This window comes from Citrobacter amalonaticus (assembly GCF_037053465.1).
GTDB classification, from domain to species: Bacteria; Pseudomonadota; Gammaproteobacteria; order Enterobacterales; family Enterobacteriaceae; genus Citrobacter_A; species Citrobacter_A amalonaticus_H.
The window spans coordinates 95,517-108,747 of record NZ_JBALIF010000007.1 but is presented as its reverse complement, the minus strand read 5'-3'; the positions used below and the strand labels follow the sequence as shown (position 1 = coordinate 108,747).

Here is a 13,231-nt window from a genome sequence, read left to right as displayed (position 1 = left end):
TGGCGTGTTGCCATCCGGCATAAACGTTACTTGCTTAAATCCATCTGATAAATCGCGAAGCCGATATCATCGGTGGCGACTTTTTTCATCGGATACTGGCCTTTCTCTTTGATAAACGCGGCGGCTTTATCACCCGGCGACGTTTCGAAGCGGATATCCAGTTTTTTGTCGCTGTGAATCGGTGCCAGACGCCAGTTGTTGTCGGCTGCCGGATGAATTTCACCGGCGCGTTGAGATTCAGCGCTAATCCACGCTGCCAACACAGAACGGTTCTCATCCGGTGAGGCAAAGGCAATGTGGCTGTCGCCAGTGCCGGCAAACTTGCCGCCGTAGGCGCGATAGTTGTTGGTGGCGACCAGGAACATGGCATTCGGATCAACAGGTTTGCCGTTGAAAGTCAGATGCTTAATCCGTTCCGCTTTCGGGTTTATCATCTGGCACTCACCGTCATAGCGCGCGGGCTGTGAGACATCAATCTGGTAGTCCACGCCGTCAATGACATCAAAGTTATACGTTCGAAAACCGTCCCAGTTGATCAGCGACTGCGGTTTGCTGCTGTGGATATCAATCTGATTAAACTGTCCGGCGGAGCACTCCAGCCACTCTTTCACCTCTTTACCGCTGGCTTTGACCACGACCAGCGTGTTCGGATACAGATAGAGGTCGGCGGCATTACGGAAGGTCAACTGACCCTTTTCAACTTCCACAAAACTGGCCGGATCGTTCTTGCGTCCCCCCACTTTAAACGGGGCGGCAGCGGAAAGTACCGGCAGTTTTGCGAGGTCCGGATCGCCCTGAATAAAGTGTTCGACATACGCTTTCTGCGCGTTGTTAACGACCTGAACGGTCGGATCGTCCTGCACCAGCGCCAGATAGCTGTACATGTTATCGGCGGATTTGCCGATCGGTTTGCTGACGAATTCGCGGGTCGCATCGTGGTCAGCTTTCAGAATATCCACCAGTTTGCTGTCTTCGGCAGCGAGCGATTTCTTCGCGGCGGCGTCGTAAATCGGTCGCGCTTCGGCTTTCGCCTGCGTGACCTGCCATTTACCGCTGTCGTTATTAAGCACCAGATCCACCACGCCCAGATGATCGCCCCACATGCCCGGCATCACCGCAGGAATGCCGTTCAGCGTGCCGTTGGCGATATCTGCGCCTTTGATACTGGCAAAATCTTTACCGGGGAAGACCGCATGGGCATGACCAAACATAATCGCGTCCACGCCGGGCACGTCGCTGAGGTAGTAAACGGAGTTTTCCGCCATGCTCTGGTACGGGTCAGCGGAAAGTCCTGAGTGGGCAATCACGACCACGACATCCGCCCCTTTCAGGCGCATTTCCGGGACGTATTTACGCGCCGTTTCGGTGATGTCGTTTACCGTCACTTTGCCGCTCAGGTTCGCTTTATCCCAGGTCATGATCTGTGGCGGAACAAAACCGATATAGCCGATGTTAAGCGTTTGCGGCTTACCGTCTTTATCGACGACACGGGTCTCTTTAATCAGATAAGGCGTAAACAGCGGCTTCTGCGTCTTAACGTCGATGATATTAGCGTTAACGTACGGGAATTTCGCGCCAGCCAGGGCTTTTTGCAGATAATCCAGGCCGTAGTTGAATTCATGATTGCCCAGGTTACCAACGGCATAATCCAGTGTGTTCAGCGCCTTATAGACCGGATGAACATCGCCTTTCTCCAGCCCTTTTGCCGCCATATAGTCGCCCAGCGGGCTGCCCTGAATCAGATCGCCGTTATCGACCAGCACACTGTTTTTGACTTCATGACGGGCCGCGTTAATCAGGCTGGCGGTACGTACCAGTCCGAATTTTTCGGTTGTGCTGTCTTTGTAATAATCGAAATCCATCATGTTGCTATGCAAATCAGTGGTTTCCATTATCCGGAGATCGACGGTCGCGGCATTCACGCTGGCTGCGATCAGCGTGGCCAGGAGCGTTGCACTAAACTTAATCATCATAGGGCATCCTTTTAAGAGCTAAGCCACAAAAGAAAATGTATATAAATGTTCTTGATTACAGAACTGTGAATCATGCATCAGTTTAGCCAGCAAAACCGCAGACACTATCACAGTTGGCGGAATCGCCTTTGATAGGGTATAAGTAAAACAATGAGTTAACGCCACTGCCATAAACGAGGTGGAGAATGTTAGAACATGTATGCCAGCTTGCACGGAACGCGGGCGATGCCATTATGCAGGTCTATGATGGAGTCAAACCGATGGAGATTGCCTGTAAGCAGGATGATTCTCCGGTCACCGCCGCTGACATCGCCGCGCATGCCGTCATCCTTGAAGGCTTAACGCAACTGACGCCGGACATTCCGGTGCTCTCGGAAGAAGATCCGCCTGGCTGGGATGTACGCCAGCACTGGCAGCGTTACTGGCTGGTCGATCCGCTGGATGGCACGAAAGAGTTCATCAAACGCAACGGTGAGTTCACCGTCAATATTGCGCTTATCGACAACGGTAAACCGGTACTGGGCGTGGTGTACGCGCCGGTCATGAAGGTGATGTACAGCGCTGCGGACGGCAAGGCCTGGAAAGAAGAGTGCAATGTGCGTAAGCAAATTCAGGTACGCGACGCGCGCCCGCCGCTGGTGGTGATCAGCCGTTCCCATACGGACAATGAACTGAAAGAGTATTTACAGCAGTTAGGGGAGCACCAGACGACGTCAATTGGCTCGTCGTTGAAGTTCTGTCTGGTGGCAGAAGGGCAGGCGCAATTATATCCGCGCTTTGGCCCTACCAACGTCTGGGATACCGCCGCAGGTCACGCGGTTGCCGCAGCTGCCGGGGCGCACGTTCACGACTGGCAGGGTAAGACGCTGGATTACACCCCGCGTGAATCGTTCCTTAACCCCGGCTTTAGGGTCTCTATTTATTGAGTAGTTTATGCAGCAGGGCAATGACCTGCTGCACCTCTTCCTGGGTTAGCGCCCCGTCTTTTGCCCACTGGATACGGCCATCTTTATCAAGTACCACGATCGCCGAGCTCTCCTCATCAAGCTGCCATGTTTTACGGGCCACGCCATTGCTGTCGACGATGAACTGTGACCACGGATAGAGCTTTTTATTGCTCTCCAGGCTGCTGCGAACAAACATACCCGAACCGGGGATCGCGTCATCGGTATTGACGATCGTCGTGGTCTGGTAAACATCATGGGGGAGTTTCGCTGCTTTGATCGCTTCAATCAGTGTGGCATTTTTCTCTTTGGCGGAGGTGCGGCCGGCAATGTGCTGGAGGATTCGAACCTTCCCGGGCAATTGCGCGCTGTTCCAGTTTTTATAACTGAATTTATCATTCTCAAGAATCAGTTCGCCGCGATCGGCAATCCCAACAGGCGGGACGCGCTGGCCCTTCTCAAACTGATGGGCGGAAGCCATCATTGGCGCTAACAGGCACGCCAGCGCCAGAATCTTACGTAAGCTCATGGTGTTTCCTTCTTATTGTTTGCAGGTGATCCGACCACTTGGGTCTGCTTTTAATCATATGTGCGAATGATGATTTTTCCCGCAAGAGTGATGCCAGTTTGCGGACGCGCGCACAAATCCTGCGGAAAACGACGGCTTATACTGAATACACCACCGTGAATCAGAGAGAATTCTGATTAACTGTAATGAAAAGGTAAATAAACTTATACACGCTGGAAACATCGTACAGATAGTCTATAGTCAAAAGGCATTAAAATTTGCGCCTAAGAACGGTTGGACCGATTGTGGTACCACAAGGGCGTAAGACTTAAGCAGGAGATAACAATGAAAATTTTCCAACGGTACAACCCACTGCAAGTGGCGAAGTACGTGAAAATCCTGTTCCGTGGACGGTTATATATCAAGGACGTTGGCGCTTTTGAGTTTGATAAGGGTAAGATTCTTATCCCAAAAGTGAAGGATAAACAGCATCTGTCTGTGATGTCCGAAGTCAACCGTCAGGTTCTGCGTCTGCAAACTGAGATGGCTTAACCAAAGTGCTATGCAGTAGTTTAAAAACGGCTCCCATTGGGAGCCGTTGATGTTTATGCGTCAGGACGCTTTGGTCTCTTCTTTGGCGTCCGGCAACTTCGGTACTAACACGTTTGGCTTGCTGTCCAGACGGGTCACCAGCAGCTGATCGATGCGGTAGTTGTCGATATCCACCACTTCGAATTTGTAGCCCGAGAACTTCACGGAGTCAGTGCGTTTCGGGATTTTACGCAGCATGAACATCATGAAGCCACCGATCGTCTCGTAGTTACCCGACTGCGGGAACTCATCGATATCCAGTACGCGCATAACGTCATCAATTGGCGTGCCGCCATCAATCAGCCATGAGTTTTCGTCGCGGGCGACAATCTGCTCTTCCAGACCCTGACCGACCAGATCGCCCATCAGTGTGGTCATCACATCATTCAGCGTGATGATACCCACCACCAGCGCGTATTCATTCATGATCACCGCAAAGTCTTCACCTGCGGTTTTGAAGCTTTCCAGCGCTTCTGAAAGCGTCAGCGTATCGGGAACGATCAGCGTGTTACGGATCTGCACACCGCTGTTCAGCGCCATGCTCTGATTCGCCAGAACGCGGTTCAGTAAGTCTTTTGAGTCGACATAACCAATGATGTGGTCAATATCCTCATTACAGACGAGGAACTTGGAGTGCGGATGTTCCGACACTTTATTTTTCAGGCTCTGCTCATCTTCATGTAGATCGAACCAAATCACGTTTTCACGGGAGGTCATGGATGACGGGACGGTGCGTGATTCCAGTTCGAATACGTTCTCAATCAGTTCATGCTCCTGCTTACGCAGCACGCCTGCGAGCGCACCGGCTTCCACTACGGCATAGATATCATCGGAGGTGATGTCGTCTTTGCGCACCATAGGCAGTTTGAAGATGCGGAAAATAACGTTCGCTAACCCATTAAAGAACCACACCAGCGGCGTGAAGACAAACAGACAGAAGCGCATCGGGTTGATGATACGCAAAGCCACAGCTTCTGGCGCAATCATACCGATGCGTTTCGGGGTTAAATCCGCGAAGAGGATGAACATGCCGGTGACCAGTGAGAAAGAGAGAATAAAGCTCAACTGTTCAGAGAGTTCGGGTGACATATAGTTAGAGAACAACGAGTAAAACGCTGGGGAAAATGCCGCGTCACCGACGATACCGCCGAGAATAGCGACCGCGTTCAGACCAATTTGCACGACCGTAAAAAACATCCCAGGGTTTTCCTGCATTTTCAATACGCGTTGCGCATTGAGACTGCCTTCATCGGCCAGCAGTTTGAGTTTAATTTTACGTGAGGCGGCAAGCGAGATCTCGGATATCGAGAAGAACGCACTCACAGCGATCAGGCAAAGAATAATAAAAATACTGTTTAACATATCTTATCCGACCGTTCAGGCCAGATCCTCGGAAGGGAAGTTGATAAATCCATGTGGTAAAGCGTAATGACAACCGGCTCGTGAAAATGAGCCGGTAAATTCAGCGGCTAGTATAGCGTAAGGTACTGTAAAGCCGCCAGAGGGTTAATTTTGAGCGATGATGGCGTTGCACGCCGTGATATCAGGCATCCGGCGGCAAACAGACGCCAATTCCTCCGATACCGCAGTAGCCATACGGATTTTTGTGCAGGTACTGCTGGTGGTCGTCCTCTGCATAGTAAAACGGCGTGGCGTTGCTGATTTCGGTGGTGATGTGGCGATCGTCACCCGCCGCCTTCATCGCCGCCTGGAAGCGCTCAAAACTGGCGCGTGCGGCGCTGTCCTGTTCGGGTGTCAGCGGATAAATGGCCGAACGATACTGCGTGCCGTGGTCATTGCCCTGACGCATTCCTTGCGCCGGATCGTGGTTTTCCCAGAACACCTGCAACAGTTGTTCATAGCGGATAACCGACGGGTCGTACACCACGCGTACGGCTTCGGCATGACCGGTTTCGCCGGAACAGACCTCCCGGTAGGTCGGGTTTGGCGTGTACCCGCCGGTGTAACCCGCTGCGGTGCTGTACACGCCTGGCAGTTGCCAGAACAGTCGTTCTACACCCCAGAAACAGCCCATCGCGAATATCGCGATTTCCATCCCTTCCGGAACGTTGGTCATAGAGTGATTATTGACGGCATGCAGTGTCGCCACGGGCATCGGGGTATTGCGTCCAGGTAATGCATCCGACGGGGAAATCAGGTGCTTTTTGTCAAATAAACTCATGGTGCCGTTCTCCCGAAAATCAGTAATTGGGGTTAAGGTTGTAACAAGACGCGTATTTGCACACAATAACCGTTACGAATACGTCTACAGTAAACATAAGAAATATTTGGGGTGACGTCTGTTTTTCAATCCCAGTTGTTGGGTTTTTGTTAAGCCGTGGATCGGTGTGAACATTTTTTTCCAGGGGTGGAAATAAGGGATATTCAGGAGAAAAAGTGCCACATATCCGTCAGTTATGTTGGGTGAGCCTGCTGTGTTTAAGCAGTTCTGCCTTTGCCGCGAACGTCCGTTTACAGGTCGAAGGGCTATCAGGAGAACTGGAGAAAAACGTTCGTGCACAGCTCTCAACCATCCAGAGTGATGAAGTGACGCCGGACCGCCGCTTTCGAGCGCGCGTGGATGATGCTATTCGCGAAGGGTTAAAAGCGCTTGGCTACTATCAGCCGACGATTGATTTCGATCTTCGTCCGCCTCCTGCAAAGGGGCGTCAGGTTCTGATTGCTAAAGTAACCCCTGGCGAACCGGTACGCATTGGGGGAACGGAAGTTATTTTGCGCGGCGGCGCGCGCACCGATAAAGATTATCTGGCCCTGCTGAAAACCCGTCCGGCCATCGGCACGGTGCTTAACCACGGCGACTATGACAACTTCAAAAAGTCATTAACCAGCGTGGCGCTACGTAAAGGGTATTTCGACAGCGAATTCAATAAAAGTCAGCTTGGCATTGCGCTCGATCGCCATCAGGCGTTCTGGGATATTGATTACAACAGCGGCGAACGCTATCGCTTCGGTCATGTGACGTTCGAAGGATCGCAGATCCGCGAGGAATATCTGCAAAACCTGGTGCCGTTCAAAGAGGGTGAGGAATACGAATCCAAAGAGCTCGGTGAACTGAACCGTCGCCTTTCCGCTACCGGTTGGTTTAACTCGGTTGTAGTGGCGCCAGAGTTTGATAAAGCGCGAAAAACCAAAGTGTTGCCGCTTAAAGGAGTTGTCTCGCCACGTACCGAAAATACCATTGAGACCGGGGTGGGTTATTCCACCGACGTCGGCCCACGCGTGAAAGCGACCTGGAAAAAGCCGTGGATGAACTCCTTGGGCCACAGTCTGACGACCAGCGCCAGTATCTCCGCGCCTGAGCAACAACTGGATTTCAGCTACAAAATGCCGTTGCTGAAAAATCCGCTTGAACAGTACTACCTGGTGCAGGGCGGCTATAAGCGTACCGATCTCAACGATACGGAACAGGACTCCACGACCCTTGCGGTTTCTCGCTACTGGGATCTTTCCAGCGGCTGGCAGCGCGCCATCAACTTGCGCTGGAGTCTTGACCACTTTACCCAGGGGGAAGTCACCGACACCACGATGCTGCTGTATCCGGGAGTGATGATCAGCCGGACGCGGTCGCGCGGCGGTCTGATGCCTGTCTGGGGCGATTCCCAGCGCTACTCCATCGATTACTCCAATACGGCCTGGGGTTCTGACGTCGATTTCTCCGTTTTTCAGGCGCAAAACGTTTGGATCCGTACCCTTTACGATCGCCATCGTTTTGTGACGCGTGGCAATCTCGGCTGGATTGAAACCGGCGATTTCGACAAAGTCCCGCCAGATCTGCGTTTCTTCGCCGGGGGCGATCGCAGTATTCGCGGCTACAAATATAAATCGATCTCACCCAAGTACAGCAATGGCGATCTGAAAGGGGCCTCGAAGCTGGTGACCGGATCGCTGGAGTACCAGTATAACGTGACCGGCAAGTGGTGGGGCGCAATGTTCGTCGATAGCGGTGAAGCGGTGAGCGATATCCGCAAAAGCGACTTTAAAACCGGTGCTGGTGTAGGCGTCCGCTGGCAGTCTCCGGTCGGGCCAATCAAACTCGATTTTGCCGTCCCGGTCGGCGACAAAGACGAACACGGTTTACAGTTTTACATCGGTCTGGGGCCTGAATTATGAGTTTGTGGAAGAAGATAAGCCTCGGCGTACTGATTTTTATCCTGCTGCTGTTGGGAACGGTGGCGTTTCTGGTCGGCACGACAACGGGTCTGCATCTGATTTTCAACGCGGCGAATCGCTGGGTGCCGGGGCTGGAAATAGGCCAGGTGACCGGCGGCTGGCGCGATCTGTCCCTGAAAAACATTCGCTACGAGCAGCCTGGCGTGGCAGTTAACGCGGGAGACGTGCATCTGGCCGTAGGGCTGGATTGCCTGTGGAACAGCAGTCTGTGCGTGAACGATCTGTCGCTCAAAGACATTCACGTTGCTATCGACAGTAAAAAAATGCCGCCGTCTGCGCCGGTCGAAGAAGAAGAGAGCGGGCCGCTAAATCTCTCCACGCCGTATCCGGTAACGCTTTCCCGGGTGGCGCTCAATAACGTCAATATTAAAATCGATGACACTACGGTGTCGGTGATGGACTTTACCTCCGGCCTGCACTGGCAGGAGAAGAACCTGACGCTGAAACCGACGTCGCTCCAGGGCTTGCTGATTGCGCTGCCCAAAGTAGCGGAAGTGGCGCAGGAAGAAGTCGTTGAGCCAAAAATCCAGAACCCTCAGCCAGATGAGAAACCGCTGGGTGAAACCTTAAAAGATCTGTTCTCAAAACCGGTACTGCCGGAGATGACGGATGTGCATCTCCCTCTCAATCTCAATATTGAAGCGTTCAAAGGCGCGCAACTACGCATTACCGGCGACACCGACCTGACGGTGCATTATCTGTTGCTGAAAGTGAGCAGCATTGACGGCAACATGAAGCTGGACGCGCTGGATGTGGATTCCAGCCAGGGCACGGTGAACGCCACCGGTACCGCGCAGTTAACCCATAACTGGCCGGTAGACATCACTCTGAACAGCACGCTGAACATCGATCCGCTGAAAGGCGAGAAGGTGAAGCTGAAAGTGGGCGGTGCGCTACGTGAACAACTGGAAGTCGGTGTCAATCTCTCCGGGCCGGTGGATATGGATTTGCGAGCCCAGACGCGCCTTGCCGAAGCAGGACTGCCGCTCAACGTTGAGGTGGTCAGTAAGCAGATTTACTGGCCGTTTACCGGTGACAAACAGTTCCAGGCCGACGATATCAAACTCAAGCTCACCGGGAAGATGACGGACTATACGCTCTCGATGCGAACGGCGGTGAAGGGACAGGGTATTCCGCCTGCGACCATCACGCTCGATGCGAAAGGCAACGAGCAGCAGATTACTCTCGATAAGCTTAGCGTGGCGGCGCTGGAAGGGAAAACCGAGCTGAAAGCGCTGGTGGACTGGCAGCAGGCGATTAGCTGGCGGGGTGAGCTGACGCTGGACGGCATCAACACCGCAAAAGAGATACCGGACTGGCCGTCGAAGCTTAACGGCCTGATCAAAACCCGGGGCAGTCTGTATGGCGGCACCTGGCAGATGGACGTGCCTGAGCTGAAGCTCACCGGCAACGTCAAGCAGAACAAAGTCAACGTCAACGGAACCCTGAAAGGCAACAGCTACATGCAGTGGACCATTCCGGGACTGCATCTGGAACTGGGCGCCAACAGCGCCGATGTGAAAGGGGAACTGGGCGTTAACGATCTCAACCTGGACGCGACCATCGACGCGCCGGGGCTGGATAACGCGCTGCCGGGGCTGGGCGGCACGGCAAAAGGGGGAGTGAAAGTTCGCGGTACGGTCGATGCGCCGCAACTGCTGGCGGACATTACCGCCCGTGGCCTGCGCTGGCAGGAGCTGTCCGTTGCGCAGGTACGCGTGGAAGGCGACATTAAATCGACTGACCAGATTGCCGGTACTCTCAACGTTCGGGTTGAACATATTGCTCAGCCAGAGGTGAATATCAACCTCGTGACCCTCAACGCCAAAGGCAGCGAGAAGCAGCATGAACTGCAACTGCGTATTCAGGGCGAACCGGTCTCCGGGCAGCTCGATCTGGCAGGCAGTTTTGATCGCCAGGAAGCGCGCTGGAAAGGTACGCTGAGTAATACGCGCTTTCAGACGCCGGTGGGGCCGTTAACCCTGAATCGTCCTGTCGCGCTGGACTACCGCAATCAGGAGCAGAAAATCAGCATTGGGCCACACTGCTGGATCAACCCCAATGCTGAACTGTGCGTACCGCAAACCATTGATGCCGGTGCCGAAGGGCGGGCGGTGGTGAATCTCAACCGTTTTGATCTGGCGATGCTGAAACCGTTTATGCCGGAGGCGACGCAGGCCAGCGGTGTGTTCACCGGTAAAGCGGATGTCTCCTGGGACACCACCAAAGAAGGGTTGCCGCAGGGGAACGTCATGCTTTCCGGGCGTAATGTGAAAGTGACGCAGACGGTGAATGACGCGCCGTTGCCGCTGGCGTTTGACACCCTGAACGTCACGGCCGATTTGCATAATAACCGTGCGGAGCTGGGCTGGCAGATCCGCCTGACCAACAACGGGCAGCTCGACGGGCAGGTGCAGGTCACCGATCCGCAGGGGCGTCGTAACCTGGGCGGCAACGTGAATATCCGCAACATGAACCTGGCGATGGTTAACCCTGTCTTCGCGCGTGGTGAAAAAGCGGCGGGGATGCTGAACGCCAACCTGCGTCTGGGTGGGGATGTACAAAGTCCTCAGATGTTCGGTCAACTGCAACTGAGCGGGCTGGATATCGACGGTAACTTTATGCCCTTTGATATGCAACCCAGCCAACTGGCGATGAATTTCAACGGCACGCGCTCAACGCTTGCCGGGGAGATCCGCACGCAGCAGGGGCAGATCAACCTGAGCGGCGACGCGGACTGGAGCCAGATAGACAACTGGCGCGCGCGCGTGGCGGCGAAAGGAAGCCGGGTACGTATCACCGTGCCACCGATGGTACGGCTGGATGTTTCTCCGGATGTGGTATTTGAAGCCACGCCGAGCCTGTTCTCCCTGGACGGACGGGTGGACGTGCCGTGGGCGCGTATTGTGGTGCATGATTTGCCGGAGAGCGCGGTCGGCGTTTCCAGCGATGAAGTCATGCTCAATAACGATTTGCAGCCAGAGAAGCCGCAGAGCGCCGGGATCCCCATCAACAGTAATCTGATCGTGCATGTGGGTAACAACGTGCGAATGGATGCGTTTGGTCTCAAAGCGCGGCTGACGGGCGACCTGAACGTCGTGCAGGATAAACAGGGGCTGGGCCTGAACGGGCAGATCAATATTCCGGAAGGGCGTTTCCACGCTTATGGACAGGATTTGATCGTCCGTAAAGGCGAACTGCTGTTCTCGGGGCCGCCGGATCAACCCTTACTGAATATCGAAGCCATTCGTAACCCGGAGGCCACAGAGGACGATGTTATCGCAGGTGTTCGCGTCACGGGATCGGCAGATGAGCCTAAAGCCGAGATCTTCTCTGACCCGGCGATGTCGCAACAGATGGCGCTTTCCTACCTGTTACGTGGACAGGGGCTGGACAGTGAGCAGAGCGATAGCGCGGCGATGACGTCAATGCTTATTGGTCTGGGGGTTGCACAAAGTGGTCAGGTTGTGGGTAAAATCGGGGAGACATTTGGCGTAAGCAATTTGGCGCTCGATACCCAGGGGGTGGGAGACTCCTCCCAGGTGGTGGTCAGCGGATATGTCCTGCCAGGTCTGCAGGTGAAATATGGTGTGGGTATATTTGACTCATTGGCGACACTCACGTTACGTTATCGCCTGATGCCTAAGCTATATCTGGAAGCCGTGTCTGGCGTAGATCAGGCACTGGATTTGCTCTATCAGTTTGAGTTTTAGCAATGCGAATATTTGTCTATGGCAGTTTACGTACCAAACAAGGCAACAGCCACTGGATGACCAACGCCCTGTTGCTGGGCGATTACAGTATCGATAACTACCAGTTGTATAGTCTGGGCCACTATCCAGGCGCGGTTCCGGGGAACGGAACAGTACACGGTGAGGTTTATCGTATTGATAATGCCACGTTGGCTGAGCTGGATGCTTTACGCACCCGCGGCGGTGAATACGCACGCCACTTGATCCAGACGCCGTATGGAAGTGCATGGATGTACGTGTACCAACGTCCGGTTGAAGGGTTAACGCTGATTGAAAGCGGTAACTGGTTAGACAGGGATCAGTATTGAGTAGACCCACCTTAACGCGTGTTGCCGGATGGCGCGATCTACATCAGACGCAATATTAATCGCTTCCGGGCTCTTTGTAGGCCTGATAAGCGTAGCGTCATCAGGCATTGCATTGTTTGTTATTACTCTCACAACGCCACCTTCGGGTGGCGTTGTTATTTGTGTCTGAGGCTCTTTTTCGGGACATAAAAAAGCCCCGACACAGGCGGGGCTTAGTCTTAGCCGGAAGAATTATTTCTTCGCAGCGCGCTCGAAAGAGGCAACGATTTCAGCTTTCGCTGCTTCTGCGTTGTCCCAACCGTCCACTTTCACCCATTTGCCTTTTTCGAGATCTTTGTAGTGCTCGAAGAAGTGAGTGATCTGCGCTTTCAGCAGTTCTGGCAGGTCGTTCACATCTTTAATGTGATCGTACTCTTTGCTCAGTTTGGTGTGTGGTACCGCAACCAGTTTCGCATCTTCGCCGGATTCGTCGGTCATTTTCAGAACGCCAACCGGACGGCAACGGATAACGGAGCCCGGCTGCAGCGGGTACGGAGTCGGGACCAGCACGTCAACCGGGTCACCGTCCAGAGACAGAGTGTGGTTGATGTAACCGTAGTTGCACGGATAGAACATCGCGGTGGACATGAAGCGGTCAACGAACAGTGCGCCGCTCTCTTTGTCGACTTCGTATTTGATCGGATCGGCGTTCGCCGGGATCTCGATAACCACGTAGATATCTTCCGGCAGATCTTTACCGGCCGGGACGTTGAGTAAGCTCATGTCTGTTTCCTTTAACTGTGTCGTAAACAAGTGGGCAGTATTATAGCGATCTCGCGCCGAATGTCTTCGCCTGATTTCGTTTTCAATCACCTCCTGCTGGCCTTTTCAGAGCACTCGCATGACAGAATAATCCATAACAACAGCCGCATTTTTCATAGGTTAATGGAAGCGATTACAAACTTGTGATTAACGTTCTATTTAC

10 protein-coding genes are annotated in these 13,231 nt (G+C 53.5%); 5 read left to right on the top strand and 5 right to left on the bottom strand.

Features of this window, described 5'->3' with window-relative positions:
• Positions 1 to 26: 26 nt before the first annotated feature.
• Entirely contained in the window at positions 27 to 1,970 is a 1,944-nt protein-coding gene (gene cpdB, locus WB371_RS13570; protein ID WP_336220739.1) for a 2',3'-cyclic-nucleotide 2'-phosphodiesterase, read from the bottom strand.
• Between the two features lie 188 nt (positions 1,971 to 2,158).
• Here cpdB and cysQ point away from each other — a divergent pair, with 188 nt between their 5' ends.
• Positions 2,159 to 2,899 (top strand): 3'(2'),5'-bisphosphate nucleotidase CysQ, encoded by a 741-nt coding sequence (gene cysQ, locus WB371_RS13565; RefSeq protein WP_336220590.1) that lies wholly within the window; start codon positions 2,159 to 2,161, stop codon positions 2,897 to 2,899.
• On the opposite strand, the gene WB371_RS13560 is transcribed toward cysQ, so the two are convergent.
• Positions 2,889 to 3,446, bottom strand: a complete 558-nt coding sequence (locus WB371_RS13560; protein WP_336220589.1) for a YtfJ family protein — start codon at positions 3,444 to 3,446, stop codon at positions 2,889 to 2,891. The genes cysQ and WB371_RS13560 overlap by 11 nt on opposite strands.
• A gap of 324 nt (positions 3,447 to 3,770) precedes the next feature.
• Between WB371_RS13560 and WB371_RS13555 the strand changes: the two genes are divergently transcribed.
• The gene (locus WB371_RS13555; RefSeq protein WP_004857160.1) at positions 3,771 to 3,977 is read left to right on the top strand and encodes a DUF1107 domain-containing protein; all 207 of its coding nucleotides are present in this window, start codon (positions 3,771 to 3,773) and stop codon (positions 3,975 to 3,977) included.
• A 60-nt stretch (positions 3,978 to 4,037) separates the two neighbouring features.
• On the opposite strand, the gene WB371_RS13550 is transcribed toward WB371_RS13555, so the two are convergent.
• Both WB371_RS13550 and msrA read right to left on the bottom strand, forming a co-directional pair.
• Complete coding sequence (locus WB371_RS13550) at positions 4,038 to 5,378, bottom strand: hemolysin family protein (protein ID WP_336220588.1); 1,341 nt, start codon at positions 5,376 to 5,378, stop codon at positions 4,038 to 4,040.
• A 181-nt stretch (positions 5,379 to 5,559) separates the two neighbouring features.
• Positions 5,560 to 6,198 carry a peptide-methionine (S)-S-oxide reductase MsrA gene (gene msrA / locus WB371_RS13545; RefSeq protein WP_336220587.1) on the bottom strand — a complete coding sequence of 213 codons (639 nt, stop codon included), beginning with the start codon at positions 6,196 to 6,198 and terminating at the stop codon, positions 5,560 to 5,562.
• A 215-nt stretch (positions 6,199 to 6,413) separates the two neighbouring features.
• On the opposite strand from msrA, the gene tamA reads away from it, so the two are divergent.
• Genes tamA through WB371_RS13530 form a run of 3 tightly spaced genes read left to right on the top strand, consistent with a single transcriptional unit; the run spans position 6,414 to position 12,267 of the window.
• Positions 6,414 to 8,147, top strand: coding sequence for an autotransporter assembly complex protein TamA (gene tamA, locus WB371_RS13540; RefSeq protein ID WP_336220586.1), 1,734 nt, complete (start codon positions 6,414 to 6,416; stop codon positions 8,145 to 8,147).
• Entirely contained in the window at positions 8,144 to 11,920 is a 3,777-nt protein-coding gene (tamB, locus tag WB371_RS13535) for an autotransporter assembly complex protein TamB (protein WP_336220585.1), read from the top strand. The genes tamA and tamB overlap by 4 nt, the downstream gene beginning before the upstream one ends.
• Positions 11,921 to 11,922: 2 nt before the next feature.
• Complete coding sequence (locus WB371_RS13530) at positions 11,923 to 12,267, top strand: gamma-glutamylcyclotransferase (RefSeq protein WP_336220584.1); 345 nt, start codon at positions 11,923 to 11,925, stop codon at positions 12,265 to 12,267.
• Positions 12,268 to 12,498: 231 nt separating this feature from the next.
• Here WB371_RS13530 and ppa read toward each other — a convergent pair whose 3' ends face one another.
• Positions 12,499 to 13,029: an inorganic diphosphatase gene (gene ppa / locus WB371_RS13525; RefSeq protein WP_020456272.1), complete on the bottom strand. Its 531-nt coding sequence runs from the start codon at positions 13,027 to 13,029 to the stop codon at positions 12,499 to 12,501.
• Positions 13,030 to 13,231: the final 202 nt, after the last annotated feature.

Bases quoted from the DNA above. Each gene is read 5' to 3' on its own strand.
- cpdB (WP_336220739.1), bottom strand. From the start codon at position 1,970: ATGATTAAGTTTAGTGCAACGCTCCTGGCCACGCTGATCGCAGCCAGC.
- cysQ (WP_336220590.1), top strand. From the start codon at position 2,159: ATGTTAGAACATGTATGCCAGCTTGCACGGAACGCGGGCGATGCCATT.
- WB371_RS13560 (WP_336220589.1), bottom strand. From the start codon at position 3,446: ATGAGCTTACGTAAGATTCTGGCGCTGGCGTGCCTGTTAGCGCCAATG.
- WB371_RS13555 (WP_004857160.1), top strand. From the start codon at position 3,771: ATGAAAATTTTCCAACGGTACAACCCACTGCAAGTGGCGAAGTACGTG.
- WB371_RS13550 (WP_336220588.1), bottom strand. From the start codon at position 5,378: ATGTTAAACAGTATTTTTATTATTCTTTGCCTGATCGCTGTGAGTGCG.
- msrA (WP_336220587.1), bottom strand. From the start codon at position 6,198: ATGAGTTTATTTGACAAAAAGCACCTGATTTCCCCGTCGGATGCATTA.
- tamB (WP_336220585.1), top strand. From the start codon at position 8,144: ATGAGTTTGTGGAAGAAGATAAGCCTCGGCGTACTGATTTTTATCCTG.
- WB371_RS13530 (WP_336220584.1), top strand. From the start codon at position 11,923: ATGCGAATATTTGTCTATGGCAGTTTACGTACCAAACAAGGCAACAGC.
- ppa (WP_020456272.1), bottom strand. From the start codon at position 13,029: ATGAGCTTACTCAACGTCCCGGCCGGTAAAGATCTGCCGGAAGATATC.